Annotated in this window: 17 protein-coding genes, 1 tRNA gene and 1 riboswitch; of the genes, 7 read left to right on the top strand and 11 right to left on the bottom strand. The window is 71.0% G+C overall.

Annotation, left to right across the window (positions count from 1 at the left end):
- Nucleotides 1-165 precede the first annotated feature (165 nt).
- From ACH4KB_RS30625 to ACH4KB_RS30610, 4 genes are all read right to left on the bottom strand, one after another.
- Nucleotides 166-426 carry a hypothetical protein gene (locus tag ACH4KB_RS30625; RefSeq protein WP_398069085.1) on the bottom strand — a complete coding sequence of 87 codons (261 nt, stop codon included), beginning with the start codon at nt 424-426 and terminating at the stop codon, nt 166-168.
- Nucleotides 413-664, bottom strand: coding sequence for a hypothetical protein (locus ACH4KB_RS30620; protein ID WP_398069084.1), 252 nt, complete (start codon nt 662-664; stop codon nt 413-415). The genes ACH4KB_RS30625 and ACH4KB_RS30620 overlap by 14 nt, the downstream gene beginning before the upstream one ends.
- 10 nt (nt 665-674) lie before the next feature.
- Complete coding sequence (locus tag ACH4KB_RS30615) at nt 675-1592, bottom strand: peptidoglycan-binding protein (RefSeq protein ID WP_398069083.1); 918 nt, start codon at nt 1590-1592, stop codon at nt 675-677.
- A gap of 109 nt (nt 1593-1701) precedes the next feature.
- A complete protein-coding gene (locus tag ACH4KB_RS30610) occupies nt 1702-3135 on the bottom strand; it encodes a DUF445 domain-containing protein (RefSeq protein ID WP_398069082.1) in 1434 nt (477 codons plus the stop codon).
- 142 nt (nt 3136-3277) lie between these two features.
- Here ACH4KB_RS30610 and ACH4KB_RS30605 point away from each other — a divergent pair, with 142 nt between their 5' ends.
- Complete coding sequence (locus tag ACH4KB_RS30605; protein WP_398069081.1) at nt 3278-4525, top strand: SGNH/GDSL hydrolase family protein; 1248 nt, start codon at nt 3278-3280, stop codon at nt 4523-4525.
- Between the two features lie 161 nt (nt 4526-4686).
- On the opposite strand, the gene ACH4KB_RS30600 is transcribed toward ACH4KB_RS30605, so the two are convergent.
- The 4 genes from ACH4KB_RS30600 to ACH4KB_RS30585 form a co-directional block, all read right to left on the bottom strand.
- Complete coding sequence (locus ACH4KB_RS30600) at nt 4687-5424, bottom strand: DUF1707 domain-containing protein (protein WP_398069091.1); 738 nt, start codon at nt 5422-5424, stop codon at nt 4687-4689.
- 211 nt (nt 5425-5635) lie between these two features.
- Nucleotides 5636-6694: an ATP-binding cassette domain-containing protein gene (locus ACH4KB_RS30595; protein ID WP_398069080.1), complete on the bottom strand. Its 1059-nt coding sequence runs from the start codon at nt 6692-6694 to the stop codon at nt 5636-5638.
- 32 nt (nt 6695-6726) lie between these two features.
- Nucleotides 6727-7614 (bottom strand): ABC transporter permease, encoded by an 888-nt coding sequence (locus tag ACH4KB_RS30590; protein WP_398069079.1) that lies wholly within the window; start codon nt 7612-7614, stop codon nt 6727-6729.
- Nucleotides 7607-8407: an ABC transporter permease gene (locus ACH4KB_RS30585; RefSeq protein WP_398069078.1), complete on the bottom strand. Its 801-nt coding sequence runs from the start codon at nt 8405-8407 to the stop codon at nt 7607-7609. The genes ACH4KB_RS30590 and ACH4KB_RS30585 overlap by 8 nt, the downstream gene beginning before the upstream one ends.
- Nucleotides 8408-8598: 191 nt before the next feature.
- Here ACH4KB_RS30585 and ACH4KB_RS30580 point away from each other — a divergent pair, with 191 nt between their 5' ends.
- Entirely contained in the window at nt 8599-10962 is a 2364-nt protein-coding gene (locus ACH4KB_RS30580) for a transglycosylase domain-containing protein (RefSeq protein ID WP_398069077.1), read from the top strand.
- Between the two features lie 76 nt (nt 10963-11038).
- On the opposite strand, the gene ACH4KB_RS30575 is transcribed toward ACH4KB_RS30580, so the two are convergent.
- The 3 genes from ACH4KB_RS30575 to ACH4KB_RS30565 form a co-directional block, all read right to left on the bottom strand.
- Nucleotides 11039-11359: a DMT family transporter gene (locus ACH4KB_RS30575; RefSeq protein ID WP_398069076.1), complete on the bottom strand. Its 321-nt coding sequence runs from the start codon at nt 11357-11359 to the stop codon at nt 11039-11041.
- A 39-nt stretch (nt 11360-11398) separates the two neighbouring features.
- Nucleotides 11399-11457, bottom strand: a riboswitch (guanidine-III (ykkC-III) riboswitch).
- Nucleotides 11458-11508: 51 nt separating this feature from the next.
- Nucleotides 11509-11883, bottom strand: coding sequence for a co-chaperone GroES (locus tag ACH4KB_RS30570; protein ID WP_007450657.1), 375 nt, complete (start codon nt 11881-11883; stop codon nt 11509-11511).
- A gap of 84 nt (nt 11884-11967) precedes the next feature.
- Nucleotides 11968-12285 carry a DUF3618 domain-containing protein gene (locus ACH4KB_RS30565; protein WP_398069075.1) on the bottom strand — a complete coding sequence of 106 codons (318 nt, stop codon included), beginning with the start codon at nt 12283-12285 and terminating at the stop codon, nt 11968-11970.
- A 150-nt stretch (nt 12286-12435) separates the two neighbouring features.
- On the opposite strand from ACH4KB_RS30565, the gene bcp reads away from it, so the two are divergent.
- The 5 genes from bcp (at nt 12436) to ACH4KB_RS30540 (ending at nt 16207) form a co-directional block, all read left to right on the top strand.
- Nucleotides 12436-12903 (top strand): thioredoxin-dependent thiol peroxidase, encoded by a 468-nt coding sequence (gene bcp / locus ACH4KB_RS30560; RefSeq protein WP_398069074.1) that lies wholly within the window; start codon nt 12436-12438, stop codon nt 12901-12903.
- A gap of 178 nt (nt 12904-13081) precedes the next feature.
- The gene (gene proP / locus ACH4KB_RS30555) at nt 13082-14578 is read left to right on the top strand and encodes a glycine betaine/L-proline transporter ProP (RefSeq protein WP_398069073.1); all 1497 of its coding nucleotides are present in this window, start codon (nt 13082-13084) and stop codon (nt 14576-14578) included.
- Between the two features lie 167 nt (nt 14579-14745).
- Nucleotides 14746-15408, top strand: coding sequence for an HNH endonuclease signature motif containing protein (locus ACH4KB_RS30550; RefSeq protein ID WP_398069072.1), 663 nt, complete (start codon nt 14746-14748; stop codon nt 15406-15408).
- A complete protein-coding gene (locus ACH4KB_RS30545; RefSeq protein WP_398069071.1) occupies nt 15405-16073 on the top strand; it encodes an HNH endonuclease in 669 nt (222 codons plus the stop codon). The genes ACH4KB_RS30550 and ACH4KB_RS30545 overlap by 4 nt, the downstream gene beginning before the upstream one ends.
- 49 nt (nt 16074-16122) lie before the next feature.
- Nucleotides 16123-16207, top strand: a tRNA-Leu gene (locus ACH4KB_RS30540).
- The last annotated feature ends 41 nt before the right edge of the window (nt 16208-16248 follow it).

The raw sequence follows: 16248 nt of genomic DNA, 5'->3' as shown, positions 1-16248 counted from the left end.
GCCGCACCCGGCCCCGGCCTGCCGGACCCCTGGTCCCTCTAGCAGATCGGTCCTAACAACAATTTTTCGTTCTTGTCAGGGCCCCCCACCCCGGCGAGTACCGCGCACGGGGTGGGCGCCCTTCTGCGTGCCGGGGCGGCCCGGGGCGGGGCCGTCCCGGCGCGGTCATCTCACGCTCTCCCACAGGACGACGGCGACACCGACGGCCGCGGTGAGTGCGCCGATGCTCGCCAGCGGCCAGCGGGACCGCTCCAGCGTGTCGAGGCGGACCTCATGGTCCGCCAGCTGCTTGTCGGTCTGGTCGCTGCGCTGCACCAGCAGCGCCAGTTGGCCGTCGGCGCGGGCGAAGCCGGCCTCCAGCGTGCCGCGCAGGCGCTCCAGCTCCAGGGCGACGGCGACCGGGTTGTTCGGATCAGTCTCGTTCACGGGCGACTCCTGGCCGTCGGGCCTCGGGCAGGTCGGCGCGCAGCCACGTCGGAAGCAGCGTCTGTAGTCCGGGCACGGCCATCACCCTGGTGACCGCCCCCGCGACGGCCAGGGCCCCGGCGACCCGGGGCAGGGTCGCGGAAAGGCCGGCCGCGTCGACAAGCGCGGGCAGGAGCAGGGCAAGGGAGAGGGACGTCTGCACGAGGGTGCGGACGGTACGCCGGGCGGCGTCGGACACGGCAGGCTCCTCACTTCGTACGGGGGACTTTCAGGGCGTTCCAGGAGGTGCGGCCGGGGATGCCGTCGGCGTCGCCGCCCCGGAAGCCGAGCTTGCGCTGCCAGGCGGCGTACGAGCGACGGTCCGCGTCGCTCCAGCGGGGGCCGGGCCCGACGGCGTACGACGAGCAGCCCTCGGCGACGAGCCGGCGGCCCATGGCGGTGATCACGGGAGAGCTGGTGCGGGCGCTGAAGAAGGAAGCTCCGGGGAACGGCTGGTGGCGGGGGGCGGGAGAGCCGTCGGCCGGCCGGCTCGGGGCAGCTCCGCCTGCCGCAGCGGCCAGCCGGGTGGCGACCCGGCCGCGCATTGACGGCATGGTGAAGCCGCGCGGGTCGACCTTCCAGTCGGACCACTCCAGGTGGCCGATGACGCTGCGGGCGCTCCAGCCGTGGGCGCGGCAGACGGCCGCGGAGACGCGTTCGACCGCGTCGAGCTGAGCGGTCGGCCACGGGTCCTTCCCGTCACCGAGGTTGACGCACTCGAATCCGTAGAAGCGGGCGTTGCCGTCGACGGAACCGGCGCTGCCGTCGTGCTCGCGGGGCGTCGGCGGGCGGTCCCCGTAGTCCTCCGCGATCACCCGCCGGAGCACGGCCGGGTCGCCGCCCCCGGCGTGGTTGGCGCGGCCGTGGCCGATCAGGCGCACGGTGCCGGCCTTGTCGATGACGCCGTGGCAGAGAGGGCCGGGCAGGCCGGCGTGACCTCGGCGGCAGAGCTCCACCGACGTGGCGGCGCCGGTGCTGACGGTGTGGTGGACCATCACGCCGTTCACGGGGCCCCAGTCGCCCTTGTGGTCGCGGTTGTGGGTGCGCCAGCCCGGGTACTCGACGACGGTGACGCCCTCGGCGCGCAGCGCGGCGAGCAGCCGGTCGGGGCTCAGGGGAGTGGCCATGGGTGGGTTCCTTTCGGTGTGGAGCGGGGACGGGGGGGGGGCCCCCCCCCCCCCCCCCCGGGGGCCCCCCCCCCCCGGGGGGGGGGGCCCCCACGGGGCACTCAGCTGCTCAGCCGCTCAGCGCGTGCGACACCGTGTAGATCGCCAGGCCCGCCAGCGCGCCGACCACCGTGCCGTTGATCCGGATGAACTGGAGGTCGCGGCCGATGTGCGCCTCGATCTTCTTCGAGGTCTGGTCCGCGTCCCAGCCGGCGACCGTCTCGCTGATCAGCGAGGTGATCTCCGTACGGTACGTCGTCACGACGTACACCGCGGCGTCCTCCAGCCAGCCGTCCAGCTTGCCCTGGAGCCGTTCGTCGCTCGACAGCCGCGCTCCCAGCGACATCAGCGAGGCGCGTGCCCGCAGCCGCAGTTCGCTGCGCTCGTCCTCCGCCGCCGAGAGGATCATCGTCCGTACGGAGGACCAGGCCGAGGCGATGACGTCCTGGACCTCGCCGCGGCCCAGGATCTCCGACTTCAGCCGCTCCACCCGCGCCCGGGTGTCGGCGTCGCTCTGGAGGTCGGACGCGAAGTCGGTCAGGAACGTGTCGATGGAGCCGCGCGCCGGGTGCTCCGGCATGTCCCGCATCTCCGTGACGAACCGCAGCAGCTCCTTGTAGACCCGCTCCCCCACCCGCTTGTCCACGAACCGCGGGGTCCAGCCGGGGGCTCCGCCCTGCACCGCGTTCATCACCGAGTCGCCGTGCTCCACCAGCCAGTCGTGCGCCCGGACGCAGACGAGGTCGACGACCTTGCGGTGGCCGCCGTCCGTGACGACCTTCTCCAGCATCTTGCCGAGCCCCGGGCCGACCTCCGCCGCGTCCGCGCGCCGGGTGATGGCCTCGCCGACCACCGCCTGCACATCGGAATCCCGCAGGACCGTGAGCGCACCGCGCAGGGCCGTCGCCAGCTCGGCGGTGACCCGGTCGGCGTGGGCCGGCTCCGCGAGCCACACACCGAGCCTCCGGCCGACTCCCAGAGCGTGAATTCGGTCACGAATGACGTCTCCGGAGAGAAAGTTCTCGCCAACGAAGGAACCGAGTGACTGTCCCAGTTGATCCTTCTTGGTGGGGATGATGGCTGTGTGCGGAATGGGCAGGCCGAGCGGGCGCCGGAAGAGCGCCGTGACGGCGAACCAGTCCGCCAGCGCGCCCACCATCCCCGCCTCGGCAGCCGCCGCGACGTAGCCCGGCCAGCCCCCCACGCCTGAGTTCTTCGCCCAGGTGGCCAGGACGTAGACGAGCGCGACGAGCAGAAGGAGGCCGGTGGCCGTGAGTTTCATGCGCCGTACGCCGCGCTGCTTCTCCTCGTCGGCGGCGGTGTACGCGAACGAGGCCAGCGGGCCCGCACCCGCCCTCGCCCCTGGCGCCTGCGCCTGCCCCGCCCCCGGCGCATGCCCCTGCGCCTCCGCCTCCGCCTGCGGCAGCGCCGCGCGCTCCGATCGCTCCGACTTCTGCACCGCGTCCTCGCCCTGCTCCTGCTCGCCGGATCCGGTCCGTTCCATCCGCTCCACCCGTCCGCGTGCGCCTCGCCCCCGTGACGTACGCATTGTCCCTACCTCCCCTACTCCCGGGCCGCACGCCGAGTTCCCGACGGCCTGTCGCATCATGGGACCAGCACGATCATCACAAGGAGAAACACCGCACATGCCCAGGCGCCAGGGGTACGCCCTGCTCATCGCCCTAGTGGCGGGCACAGCCGTACTCGCCGCCGCCGTCGCCTTCGGCACGACGCTGCTCTCCGGCCACCGGTCGACACCGCTCCCGCCCGCCGAGACCCAGGCGGCGGCCCGTAACCCGGTCGCCCCCGCGATCTCGGGCGGCAGGTGGGTCACCACCTGGGCCGCCGCGCCCGTCCGCGCCGAACCGGGCACCGAGGACGGGCTCCCCGGGCGCACCATCCGTAACGTCGCGCACACCAGCATCGGCGGAGAGGTCGCCCGGATAACCCTGTCGAACCTCTTCGGCACGGGCCCCCTGGTCGTCGACCAGGCCACCGTCAACACCCGGCCGGTCACCTTCAAGGGCTCCGCCGCCGTCACCGTCGCGGCGGGCGGACAGGTCATCAGCGACCCGGTCGTGGTGCCCGTGGCCCCCGACTCCGACCTCCAGGTCGGCTTCCGCACCCCGCGGGCGGGCGGGCCGGTCACCTACCACCCCAACACGCACCAGACCTCGTACCTGATCGACGAACGCGGCACCTGGAGCACCACCCGCTGGCGCTATCTGACCGCCGTGGACGTCCGCAGCGACAGCGCGCGCGGCGCGATCGTCGCCTTCGGCGACTCCCTGACCGCGGGCAGCGGCTCCACCACCGACGCCAACGCCCGCTGGCCCGACGTCCTCGCCGACCGGCTGGGCGGCCGGTACGGAGTCGCCAACGCGGGTATCGCGGGCAACCGGGTCGTGGGCATCGGCCGCGGCACCGGGGGCCAGTCGGGCACCGACCGGCTCGACCGCGACGTACTGGCGGTCGCCGGCGTCCGGACGGTCATCGTGGCGCTCGGCATCAACGACGTACAGCAGCGCCCCCAGGAGGCCGACCCCCAGCGCATCGTGGACAGCCTGCGCGCCCTCACCGACCGGGCGCACGCGCGCGGGCTCACGGTGATCGGCGCGACGCTGACCCCCTTCGAGGGCTTCGCCACCTGGACGCCCCAGCGCAACGCCGTGCGCCAGGCCGTCAACGAGCAGATCCGGGCGGGCACGGTCTTCGACGCGTACGTGGACTTCGACGCGGCGGTACGCGACCCCGCCGCACCGAACCGGATCCTCGCCCCGTACGACTCCGGCGACCATCTGCACCTCAACGACGACGGGTACCGCGCGCTCGGCGACCGGCTGGACCTGAAGGTCCTGGACCGGGCCGGCGCACCCCGGTCCGACGCCCTGTGAGGCGCTGAGGGGCCGGGGAGGGGCCGCCGAGGGTGCGCTGAGGGGCCGGGGGGCGCTGAGGAGCCGGGGGGCTGAGGAGCCGGGGGGGCTGAGGAGCCGGGGGCGGCGCTGAGGAGCCGGGGGGCGAAGAGCTCCATGCGGACGGCCCGGGCCCCGGCCTCTCAGAGTTTCTTGCGGCCACCGGTGTCCGGGCCGCTGTCCGGGCCACCGGCCGCACCACCGTCCGGGCCGCCCAGCTCGCGTCGGCGGCGCGCCTCCCGTTCGGCCTCCTTCGCCTCCTTCAGGCGGCGGCGCTCCGCCTTCGTCCGCTTGCGGTCCACGCCGACGCCGCCCATCAGGGCGAAGCCGGTGATCCGCACGTACGGGGCGTCCGGGGCGGGCTCGCCCTCCTCGTGGGAGCCCTCCCCGAAACCGCCCATGATGCCGACGCCCCTGACATCGACGTTCAGCTCGGGCGGCACGGTCACATGGATGCCGCCCATGATGGTGATGCAGCGGATGACGGTCTCGCGGTCCTCGAAGTGCGCCTCGCGCAGATCGATCTCGCCGCCGCCCCACATCGCGAACGCGGTGAACATCCGGCCGACCGTCCAGCGGCCCTTCCGGTTGAAGCCGCCCCACAGGGCGAACGCCCCCTTCGAGGTGGCGTTGCCGCCGATCCTCGCGGGCCAGTTCGCGGCGGAGCCGCGCAGCGGGGCGGGCGCGGACGAGCCGACCGGAGCGACTACCGAGCCCGGTGCCGGAAGGTCCTGGACGAGCGGCTCCAACTCCCGGTGCGTACGGGCCTTGTAGGCCGTCTCGAGGCGCTGGTCGAACTCCTCCATGTCCAGTCGGCCCTCGGCCACCGCCTCGCGCAGCAGTTCCGCGATCCGCTCGCGCTCGGCATCGGAGGCACGCATGTCCGGACTCTCACTTGTCATATCGCGCAGCCTATTGAACGCACCCGTTCCCGGCACAGACATGCAGGCTCATGACCTGCGCGCGCCGCTGCGGCGTCTTGCCCGTCGCGCCGCTGCCGCGGAGTGCCCGTCGTGCCGCTGCGGCGGAGTGCCCGTCAACGCCGCCGCTGCGGCGTCCTGCCCGTCGCGCGGCCCCGCGTGGATGCGCACGTCACGGCGCGGACTCGTACATCCTGGCGATGACAGCCTCGATGTCCGGTTCCCGTACCGACAGGTCGACCAGCGGGTAGTCCGCGGCGATCCGCGCCACCAGCGGGGCCGCCGACGAGGCGGCGGGGAACGCCAGCCACTGGCGCGGGCCCTCCACCTTGACCGCCCGCAGGGCCGGCCCGCCGCCCGCCTCCTCCGACTCCAGGACGATCGGGGGGAGTTCGCTCTCCAGGTCCACCACGAGCATGCGTTCGCTCTCCCCCACCTCGTGGAGGCCCGCCAGCGAACCGTCGTACATCAGACGGCCGTGGTCGATCACCATCACCCGGTTGCAGAGCTGCTCGATGTCGGTGAGGTCGTGCGTCGTCAGCAGGACCGTCGTCCCGCGCTCGGTGTTCAACTCCTTCAGGAACTGCCGCACCTTGGCCTTGGAGATCACATCGAGGCCGATCGTCGGCTCGTCCAGATAGAGCACCTCCGGATCGTGCAGCAACGCCGCCGCGATGTCGCCGCGCATCCGCTGCCCCAGCGAGAGCTGCCGTACGGGGACGTCCAACAGCTCGCCCAGGTCGAGGAGTTCGACGCAGCGGTCCAGGTTCTCCCGGTAACGCCGGTCGGGGATCCTGTACATGCGGTGCATCAGCCGGTACGAGTCGCGCAGCGGCAGGTCCCACCAGAGGGTGGTCCGCTGGCCGAAGACGACACCGATGCGGTGCGCCAGGCGCGTACGTTCGCGGGAGGGGTCGATCCCCGCGACCCGCAGCCGGCCGCCGCTCGGGGTGAGGATGCCCGTCAGCATCTTGATCGTGGTCGACTTCCCGGCCCCGTTCGGGCCGATGTAGCCGACCATCTCGCCGCGGGCCACCCGGAAGCTGATCCCGTCCACCGCCCGCACCTCGCGGCGCTCGCGGCGCAGCAGCCCGGCGCGGCGGCGGACCTGGAAGACCTTCTCGACGCCGTCGAGAGTGATGAAGCCGTCGCTGTCGCCGCCCATGCCCCCGGCCGGGCTCGTAGTCGCGCCCACACCTGTACCCGTGCCTGTGCCCGTGCCGTTGCCCATGCCCGTACCCTCTCCTCCGTGATCGTTCCCGCTCAACTGCCCGTGCTCCGGTACGCCCGCAGGCCCGCCCGCCACGCGATCCCCGCCAGCCCCCAGCAGGCCACCGCCACCAGCGGCGGCAGGAACGCCACCCACTCCGGCAGATCGACCGGGTACTCCCGGTCCAGCACGTACAGCGCGGGCAGCCAGCTGACGAAGGCCAGCGGCACCACGAACGTCACCCCGCGCACGAGATCCTTCGCGAAGATCGTGGGCGGGTACTGGAGCAGCGTCGTCCCGCCGTACGTGAAGGAGTTCTGCACCTCCGAGGCGTCCTGCGCGACGAACTGGAACGCCGCCCCCGCGACGAAGATCGCGCCGAAGATCGCCGCACCGCTCACCACCATCATCGGCAGCATCAGCACCTTCAGCGGCGTCCACGCGATGTCCAGCGAGACCAGCGCGTAGCCGAGGACCAGCAGCCCCTGCGTGATCCGCCCCAGCCGGCGCAGCGCGAACCGGTCCGCCGCGACCTGTGCCAGCACCGGGACCGGCCGCACCAGCAGGGTGTCGAACGTTCCGTCCCGGACCCGGCGGCCCACCCGGTCCATCGAACCCAGCAGCAGGTCGCACAGCCCGAACGCGGTGGCCGACAGCCCGTACAGCAGGGCGATCTCCTGCAACGTGTAGCCGCCCAGGGCGTCGACGTGGGAGAACATCAGCAGGATCGTCACGAAGTCGAAGGCCGTCACCGCGAAGTCCCCGAACACCGTCATGGCGAACGAGGCCCGGTACGCCATCGTCGAGCGCACCCACATCGCCATGATCAGCCCGTACGCCCGCACGCCCTCCAACAGCCGGGGCCGCTCCGGGAAGGGAAACGCCTCCGGCGCCCCCGGCGCCCCGGCCCTCTCCTCCGTCCGCACCACGCTCTCAGCCACCCTGCACCACCACCCTCCTGGTCGCCGCGGTCTGGAGCAGACGGCCCGCCAGCAGCAGCACCACCGCCCAGCCGCCCTGGAACGCGTACGCCTCCACCAGCCCCCACCCCGTGTGCTTGCCGAGGAACACATCGGCCGGGACCTGGAGCAGCGAGGACCACGGCAGCGCCCGCGCCACCTCTCCCAGCAACCCGGGAAACAGGTTCAGCGGCAGCAGCATCCCGGAGAAGAACAGCCCGGCCAGCGACACGATCCGCATCGCGCCCGCCCCGTCCATCAGCCAGAACGCCGACATCGCGACCAGAAAGCGCATCGCGAAGCTGACCACCACGCCCAGGAACACCGAGACGAGGAACGCCGGCCAGGTCCACGGCGATCCCGGGAGCGCCAGATCGAAGGCGAGCGCCCCGAGGAACATCGGCACGACACCGCGCCCCAGCAGATGGAACGCCGCCCGGCCCAGGTCGCCCGCCATCCACCACAGCTGGAGGTCGGCGGGACGGTACAGATCGACGGCGATGTCCCCCGTACGGATACGCTCCGCCAGCTCGTCCTCGAAGCCGCCGCCCATCATGGCGCAGGCCATCAGCAGGGCCTGCCCTAGCCAGACATAGGTCAGCGCCTCGGACGTGTCGTACCCGCCGAGCTGCGGACGTACGTCCCACAGCGCGATGTAGGTGTACGCCACGATGAAGCCGAAGACCGTGTTGGTGAACACCCCCGCGGCCGTGGCCGTCCGGTAGGTGGCGTAGCGCCGGAACGCACCCCCCGCCACCAACGCGTAGAGCCGCACGTCGTCCCCCTCTTCCCCGGCACCACTGGCCCCCGACACCAAAGCGTCCGACCCTAGTGCAGCCGTACCGGCCGCCGCGACCGGATTTCGGAACATCCGGAGGAGGGAACGATCCGATCCAAACCGAAGATTTCCCGGCGAAACGGGCACTATGGGAGAACTGACCACGCCCGCCGAGGAGCCCCACGGACATGAGCGACGAGTCACAGCACTGGGCCCCCCGCGACCCCTCGGGCGCGGCGGCCGCACCCGGCAGCCACCGGGGAGAGCCGCCGGGGAACAGCGGGAAGAACCGGAAGAACCGGAAGAACGCCAGGAAGCCACGCACCGGCTGGCGGCGTGCCGTCCCCACCTGGCGGATGGCCCTCGGGACCGTCCTGGGCCTGGCCCTCCTCCTCATCGGAGGGTTCGTCGCCGGATACCAGTTCGTCGACATCCCGGCGGCCAACGCCGCGGCCACCGCCCAGTCCAACGTCTACCTCTACCGCGACGGCAGCGTCATCGCCCGGGACGGCGACGTGAACCGGGAGAAGGTCAAGCTCTCCCAGGTCCCCGCGACCGTTCAGCACGCGGTACTGGCCGCCGAGGACCGGGACTTCTACTCCGAGCACGCCGTGGACGTGAAGGCGATGGCCCGGGCCGGCTGGAACACCGTGACCGGCAAGGGCAAACAGGGCGGCTCGACGATCACCCAGCAGTACGTGAAGAACTACTACCTCGGCCAGGAGCGGACCGTCCTGCGCAAGGCCAAGGAGTTCTTCATCGCGATCAAGCTCGACCGCGAGGAGACCAAGGACCAGATCTTCGAGGGCTACCTCAACACCAGCTACTTCGGGCGCAACGCCTACGGCATCCAGGCCGCCGCCCAGGCGTACTACAGCAAGAACGTCGAGGACCTCACCACCGCCGAAGGCGCCTACCTCGCCTCCCTCCTGAACGCCCCCAGCGCCTACGACGTCGTCGCCCACCCCGACAACGAACCCGCCGCCCGGCACCGCTGGAACTACGTCCTGGACGGCATGGTCAAGGAGGACTGGCTCGATGCGGCCGAACGGGCGACGACGGAGTTCCCCACCCCCGGCGAGGCCAGACCGTCGACCGGCCTCTCGGGACAGCGCGGCTACATCGTGCAGGCCGTCGAGGACCACCTCGACCGGCGCGGCATCCTCGACGGGAAGACCCTCGCCACCGGCGGCTACCGCATCACCACGACCCTCGACAAGGCCAAGCAGGACGCCTTCGTCAAGGCCGTCGACACCAACGTGATGTCCAGGACCAGCGCCGAACGCGAGGCCGACCGCAACGTCCGCGTCGGCGGGGCCTCGATCGTCCCCGACACCGGCGAGGTCGTCGCCCTGTACGGCGGCATCGACTACACGAAGCAGTACGTCAGCAACGCGACCCGCCGCGACTACCAGGTCGGCTCGATCTTCAAGCCGTTCGTCCTCACCTCCGCCGTGGTCAACGACTCCACCACCCAGGACGGCCGGCGCATCACGCCCAACACCGTCTACGACGGCGCCAACAAACGCATGGTCGTCGGCGCGCAGGGCCCCACCGACTACGCCCCCGCCAACGAGGACGACGTCGACTACGGCGACATCACCGTGCGCACCGCCACCGACAAGTCGGTCAACTCCGTCTACGCGCAGCTGGCCCAGGACGTCGGCCCCGGAAAGGTCCGGGACACCGCGGTCGCCCTCGGCATCCCCCCCGACACCCCCGACCTCACCGCCTCCCCCTCCATCGCGCTCGGCACCGCCAACGCCAGCGTCCTGGACATGGCCGAGGCGTACGCCACCCTCGCCGACCACGGCCGGCACGGCCGTCACGTCCTCGTCGAGAAGGTCACCAAGGACGGCGCGGAGATCGAACTGCCCGAGCGCACGACCGACCAGGCCGTCAGCCGCGAGGCCGCCGACACCACCACCGCCGTGCTGCGCGGCGTCGTGGAGGGCGGCACCGGCACGGCGGCCCAGGCCGTGGGCCGCCCCGCCGCGGGCAAGACCGGCACGGCGGAGGAGGACCGCGCCGCCTGGTTCGCCGGGTACACCCCGGACCTCGCGACCGTCGTCGCCGTGATGGGCCAGAACCCGAAGACGGGTGCCCAGACCTCGCTGTACGGGGCCCTCGGCCTGCCCCGCGTCAACGGCGGCGGCGCCCCGGCCGAGACCTGGGCCGCCTATACGGAAGCGGCGCTGCGCTCCTCCCCTGCCCAGGAGTTCGACCTGGAGACGGCACCCGGCTCCGAAGAGGAGGACGAACCCCCGGTCGACGAGAACCCCGACGGCAGCACGGCCCCGCCCTCCTCGTCGGAACCCACCACCGGCCGCTCCGGCACCACGGAGAGCAACCCGGCCGGCAGCAGCCCGCCGACGTCCGGCACGGACACCGGCGGGACGAACGGCGGAACGAACGGCGGGACGAACGGCGGGACGAACGGCACCGCCGGCGCCAACGGCGGCTCCGGAGGAACAAGGAGCACCGGCGGCACCGGCGGTGACGGCGACACGGGAGGGAACGGTGACGGCGGGGGCGGGGGCGGGGGCGGCTGAGGCTCCGTCGAGGGCGTTCGCGGCCCAGGCCCGCCGGGGGCGCCCGGTATGACCGAGGCCCGCCCGAGCCCGTACGTCAGTGCCCGGAGGTCGCCTTCAGGCCGACCACGGCCACCAGCAGCAGACAGACGAAGAAGATCCGGGCAGCGGTCACCGGCTCGTTCAGCGCGACCATGCCCACAACCGCCGCACCGGCCGCACCGATCCCGACCCACACGCCGTACGCCGTACCGATCGGCAGCGTCTTCGCCGCCTGCGACAGCAACACCATGCTCGCCACGATCCCGAGGCCGGTGAACACGCTCGGCCACAGCCGGGTGAACCCCTCGGTGAACTTCATCCCGATCGACCAGCCCACTTCGAGCACACCGGCAATGATCAACAGAACCCACGCCATGACGGGCACCTCCAACGACGAACCACGTGAACAGAAACGGGTGCGTCGTCTTTGCAGGCCCGGTACGGCGCGTCTCGTCGGGGTGGTCCCACCGTAGCAAAAAACAGGGAAAGGGCCTGGTGACACCGGTCACCAGGCCCCGGAGAGCCCTACAGATACAACCCGGTCGAATCCACCGAACCCTCGAACCGGTCGGCGGCCACCGCGTGCAGATCGCGCTCCCGCATCAGGACGTACGCCACGCCCCGCACCTCGACCTCGGCACGGTCCTCGGGGTCGTACAGCACCCGGTCACCGGGCTCCACCGTCCGCACGTTCTGCCCGACCGCGACGACGACGGCCCAGGCCAGCCGCCGGCCCACCGCGGCCGTCGCCGGAATCAGGATGCCGCCGCCGGAGCGCCGCTCGCCCTCGGACGCGTCGTTCCGCACCAGCACCCGGTCGTGCAGCATCCGGATGGGCAGCTTGTCGTCGTCGGCGGAGCCGGTGGCGCCGCGATGGCCCTCGTGGGTGTTGTCGCTCACGCCCGCAACCTACCTGCCGGGCCCCGGACCGTACGCCTCCGGGTGGGCAACACCACCGAACGCCCACCGGCCGACCACCACCGGCTACGTGCGGCGACGCCTGGACACGGTGAGCAACCCCACCACACCGACCACCAGCAGAGCCGCGGGAATCACCCGCTCCAGCCGCGGGGAGCCGTCCTCCGCGACGAACTGCGCCTTCACCTCCGACACCGAACGGTTCACCGCGACGAAGGCGCGGCCGGCCGTCCGGTCCACGGACTGGGCCGCCTTCGCCTTGGCGTCTCCGATGATCGTCTTCGGGTGTACCCGCACCCCGATCTCGTCGAGCACCACAGCGAGCCGCTCGCGCCTGCTGATGATGTCCGCCTCGATCTGCGCAGGGGTCCTGGCATCCGACACTGCGCCGCCTCCGTGGTCGTCGTCCGGTAAACCTTCGTGCACCTTCGTGAACCTTCATCGACAGTCTGTCAGCTCGAACCCCCGCACACCCGGCGGCACCCCTATTACCCTCGGTCCCGTCCGACCCGCGCACCACCCGAGGAGAACCACATGAGCGAGCGACTGAAGCCCGGCGACACCGCTCCCGCCTTCACCCTTCCCGACGCCGACGGCAACGAGGTGTCGCTCGCGGACCACAAGGGCCGCAAGGTCATCGTGTACTTCTACCCCGCCGCGCTTACCCCCGGATGTACCAAGCAGGCCTGCGACTTCACGGACAACCTCGACCTCCTGGCGAGCGCCGGGTACGACGTCATCGGCGTCTCCCCCGACAAGCCGGAGAAGCTCGCGAAGTTCCGCGACACGGAGAACCTCAAGGTCACTCTGGTGGGCGACCCGGCCAAGGAAACTTTGGAGGCCTACGGCGCCTTCGGCGAGAAGAAGCTCTACGGCAAAGTGGTGACGGGCGTGATCCGTTCGACCGTCGTCGTCGACGAGGACGGCAAGATCGAGCACGCGTTCTACAACGTGAAGGCGACCGGCCACGTAGCCAAGATCATCAAGGATCTGGGCGTCTGACACCCCCCGACGCCCGCCGGAAACCGCCCCTCCCGCGCCCGGTCTTGACACGCTCCCCGACGGGAGAACGTGTCGAGATCGTGTGATGGACATCGCATCGCCCCCCGAAGTCGGTTTGCGACCGCCATGACCGCGCAGAAGCCTTTCCTGGAACACACTCCGAGGAAAGGACCCGGCCATGGCGGCCTCCGACCCCCACCAGGCGGCCGACCCCGAAGCGGTCAAACGCCACCCCACGCTCTTCCGGGCCATCCGGAAACGGCGGAACCCGCCGCTGCGCCGGACGGACATCACGGTTACGGACGACGCGGCGGTCAAGCGGGCCGTGAAGGCCGCCTCCCTGGGTAACGCCATGGAGTGGTTCGACTTCGGGATCTACTCCTACCTGGCCGTGACGATCGGACACGTGTTCTTCCCGTCCGGGAACGACACCACCCAGCTCCTCTCCTCCTTCGCGACCTTCGCGGTGGCCTTCCTCGTACGGCCGCTCGGCGGCATGTTCTTCGGCCCGATGGGCGACAAGGTCGGCCGCAAGAAGGTCCTCGCCCTGACGATGATCCTGATGGCCCTCGGCACGTTCGCGATCGGCCTGATCCCCTCGCACGACACGATCGGCGTCTGGGCCGCGGTCCTGCTGATCTTCTTCCGGATGCTCCAGGGCTTCTCGACGGGCGGTGAGTACGGCGGCGCCTCGACGTTCATCGCCGAGTACGCCCCCGACAAGCGACGCGGCTTCTTCGGCAGCTTCCTGGAGTTCGGCACCCTGGCCGGCTACGTCGGCGCGGCAGGCCTCGTGACGGCCCTGTACGCCCTCCTGACCGACGCGCAGATGGAGACCTGGGGGTGGAGGATCCCGTTCCTCGTCGCGGGCCCGCTGGGCCTGGTCGGCCTCTACCTGCGACTGCGCCTGGACGAGACCCCGGCCTTCCAGAAGCTGGAGGGCGGCACGGCGCACGCGAGCGAGGCGGCGGACGGCGTCGAGGCCACGGCCAAGGGCGACCTGGCGAAGATCTTCCGGCAGCACTGGCGGACGCTGGTCCTCTGCATCTGCCTGGTCGGCGCGTACAACATCACCGACTACATGCTGCTGTCGTACATGCCGACGTACCTCTCCGACGAGCTCGGCTACAGCGAGACGCACGGGCTGCTGATCCTGCTGGCGGTGATGGTCTTCCTGATGACGATCATCGCCCAGATCGGCAAAATGTCCGACCGCTTCGGCCGCAAACCGCTGCTGATGACCGGGATGCTGGGCTTCCTCGTCCTCTCCCTGCCCGCGTTCCTCCTCATCCGGGTGGACGGCATCTTCCCGATCACGGTCGGCATGCTGATGCTGGGCCTCTCCCTGGTCTGCATGCTCGGCACGATGTCGGCGGCGCTCCCGGCCCTGTTCCCGACGAACGTCCGCTACGGGTCCCTTTCCGTCGGCTACAACCTCTCCGCGTCGATCTTCGGCGGCACGACCCCGCTGGTGATCACGGCCCTGATCAGCTGGACCGGCTCCAACCTGATGCCCGCGTACTACGCGATGGCGGCGGCCCTGGTCGGCCTGATCGCGGTCGCCTGCATGAAGGAGACGGCCCAGCAGCCGCTGATCGGCTCCCCGCCGTCGGTCGAGACGGACGAGGAGGCGGCGGAACTGGTCCAGGCCCAGGCCCCGGACCCGAAGTTCTGACCCGCCCCCTTTCGGTCCCCTCCCTCGGTGGAACGGCCCGCACCGCTCGACGTGAGCGGTGCGGGCCGTTCCGCGTTCTCACCGAAGTTCGGGCGTGACTGTCCGATAAGCGGTTCGTTACTCCGTACGAGGCTGCGAACGCGCGGCCGGGACGGAGGGGGCAGCCCATGGGGAACAGCCCGTACACACGGGGGCGGCTGGCGGAGGCGGCATCGTCGTCGCGCACGCTTTCGGAGGCGCTGACGAAGCTGGGGGTGGATCCGAAGAGTCCGACGCGGCGTTACGTCCACGAACGCATGAGGAAGATGGGCATAGCCACGGACCATTTCGAGCGCGAGGGCGCTCGCTGGACGAAAGAAGTTCTCGAGCCCGTGGTCGCCGTGTCGACAAGCGTCTACGAGGTGCTGCGACGTCTCGGCCTGGAGGCCGTAGGGGGCCACCACACCAACATCAGCAGACGAATCAAGGCATACGGCATCGACACGTCGCACTTCGTCCAGCCATCGCGTGCCGGGAGGAAGAAGACGCCGCGCCTTTCGCCCGAGGACTTGCTGGTGGACAACCGCTCACCACACCCTCGCCGCGTCCCCAGCTCGCGACTCAAGTCCGCCATGACCGCGCTCGGGGTGGCGGAACGCTGCGCCCGCTGCGGTACCGAACCAGTCTGGCGCGGTCGGCCGCTCCCACTGGAGGTGGACCACATCAACGGCAGGTGGAGTGACAACCGCCTGGAGAATGTCCGCTTCCTCTGCCCCAACTGCCATTCGGCGACCGACAACTACCGCGGCCGGGCCAAGGGCCGCCGCGCCGGGCTCGGCGGCAGCCGGTGAATGAGCGACAGCGGTACACCCGCGAACGGCTGCTCGATGCCGCAGAGCGTTGCTCGGACATCGACGAAGTCATCTCGCTCCTGGGCACTCGCCCCTACGCCGAGCTCCGCCGCCATCTCCTGAGGCGGTTCGCTCACTTCGGAATCGATGTCGCTCACTTCAGCCGCTGCGGCTCGGACACCGCCGCCTCACGCCCCGCGCAGGACAGACTCCGCGAGGCCGTGGCTGCCTCACGCTCCATCGCGGAACTGCTCCGCGAACTCGGACGCCGCGACAACGGGCACCAACGAAACCTGCTACGGCAGTGGATCGCCGAAGAGTGCCTGCCGACCTCACACTTCCTCGGCCAGGCTCACCAGCGTGGCCGACCGGGCCCGACCCCGGCCAGACGCCCCGAGGAATTGCTGGTGAGACACCCTGGCAGGCATCGTACGAAGACCGCGCTGTTACGCCGCGCCCTGCACGAGATCGGCGTACCCGAGCAATGCGACGAATGCGGAACCGGGCCGGTCTGGTGTGGATCTCCCATGACTCTGGAGATCGACCACATCAATGGTGACTGGAGTGATGACCGTGCCGAGAACCTCCGGCTGCTGTGCCCGAACTGCCACGCTGTCACCACCACCTGGTGCCGAGGGGGAGCACGCCGACTCACGCATCCGTGAAACTCGCTCATCGGCGCCGCCACCCGCCCGGTACGATGACATACGTCTGGCGGCGGTGGTGCAACTGGCGACACAGCAGACTTAGGATCTGTGGCCCGTGAAACGGCTTGAGGGTTCGAATCCCTTCCGCCGCACCGAGAACGGCCTGCGAACCAGATGGTTCGCAGGCCGTTTC

Source organism: Streptomyces sp. NPDC017520 (assembly GCF_044329855.1).
Taxonomy (GTDB): domain Bacteria; phylum Actinomycetota; class Actinomycetes; order Streptomycetales; family Streptomycetaceae; genus Streptomyces.
This window is presented reverse-complemented; position numbering and strand designations above follow the sequence as displayed.

Bases quoted from the DNA above. Each gene is read 5' to 3' on its own strand.
- ACH4KB_RS30580 (WP_398069077.1), top strand. From the start codon at position 8,599: ATGAGCGACGAGTCACAGCACTGGGCCCCCCGCGACCCCTCGGGCGCG.
- ACH4KB_RS30595 (WP_398069080.1), bottom strand. From the start codon at position 6,694: ATGGGCAACGGCACGGGCACAGGCACGGGTACAGGTGTGGGCGCGACT.
- ACH4KB_RS30605 (WP_398069081.1), top strand. From the start codon at position 3,278: ATGCCCAGGCGCCAGGGGTACGCCCTGCTCATCGCCCTAGTGGCGGGC.
- ACH4KB_RS30615 (WP_398069083.1), bottom strand. From the start codon at position 1,592: ATGGCCACTCCCCTGAGCCCCGACCGGCTGCTCGCCGCGCTGCGCGCC.
- proP (WP_398069073.1), top strand. From the start codon at position 13,082: ATGGCGGCCTCCGACCCCCACCAGGCGGCCGACCCCGAAGCGGTCAAA.
- ACH4KB_RS30575 (WP_398069076.1), bottom strand. From the start codon at position 11,359: ATGGCGTGGGTTCTGTTGATCATTGCCGGTGTGCTCGAAGTGGGCTGG.
- ACH4KB_RS30610 (WP_398069082.1), bottom strand. From the start codon at position 3,135: ATGGAACGGACCGGATCCGGCGAGCAGGAGCAGGGCGAGGACGCGGTG.
- bcp (WP_398069074.1), top strand. From the start codon at position 12,436: ATGAGCGAGCGACTGAAGCCCGGCGACACCGCTCCCGCCTTCACCCTT.
- ACH4KB_RS30600 (WP_398069091.1), bottom strand. From the start codon at position 5,424: ATGCGTGCCTCCGATGCCGAGCGCGAGCGGATCGCGGAACTGCTGCGC.
- ACH4KB_RS30550 (WP_398069072.1), top strand. From the start codon at position 14,746: ATGGGGAACAGCCCGTACACACGGGGGCGGCTGGCGGAGGCGGCATCG.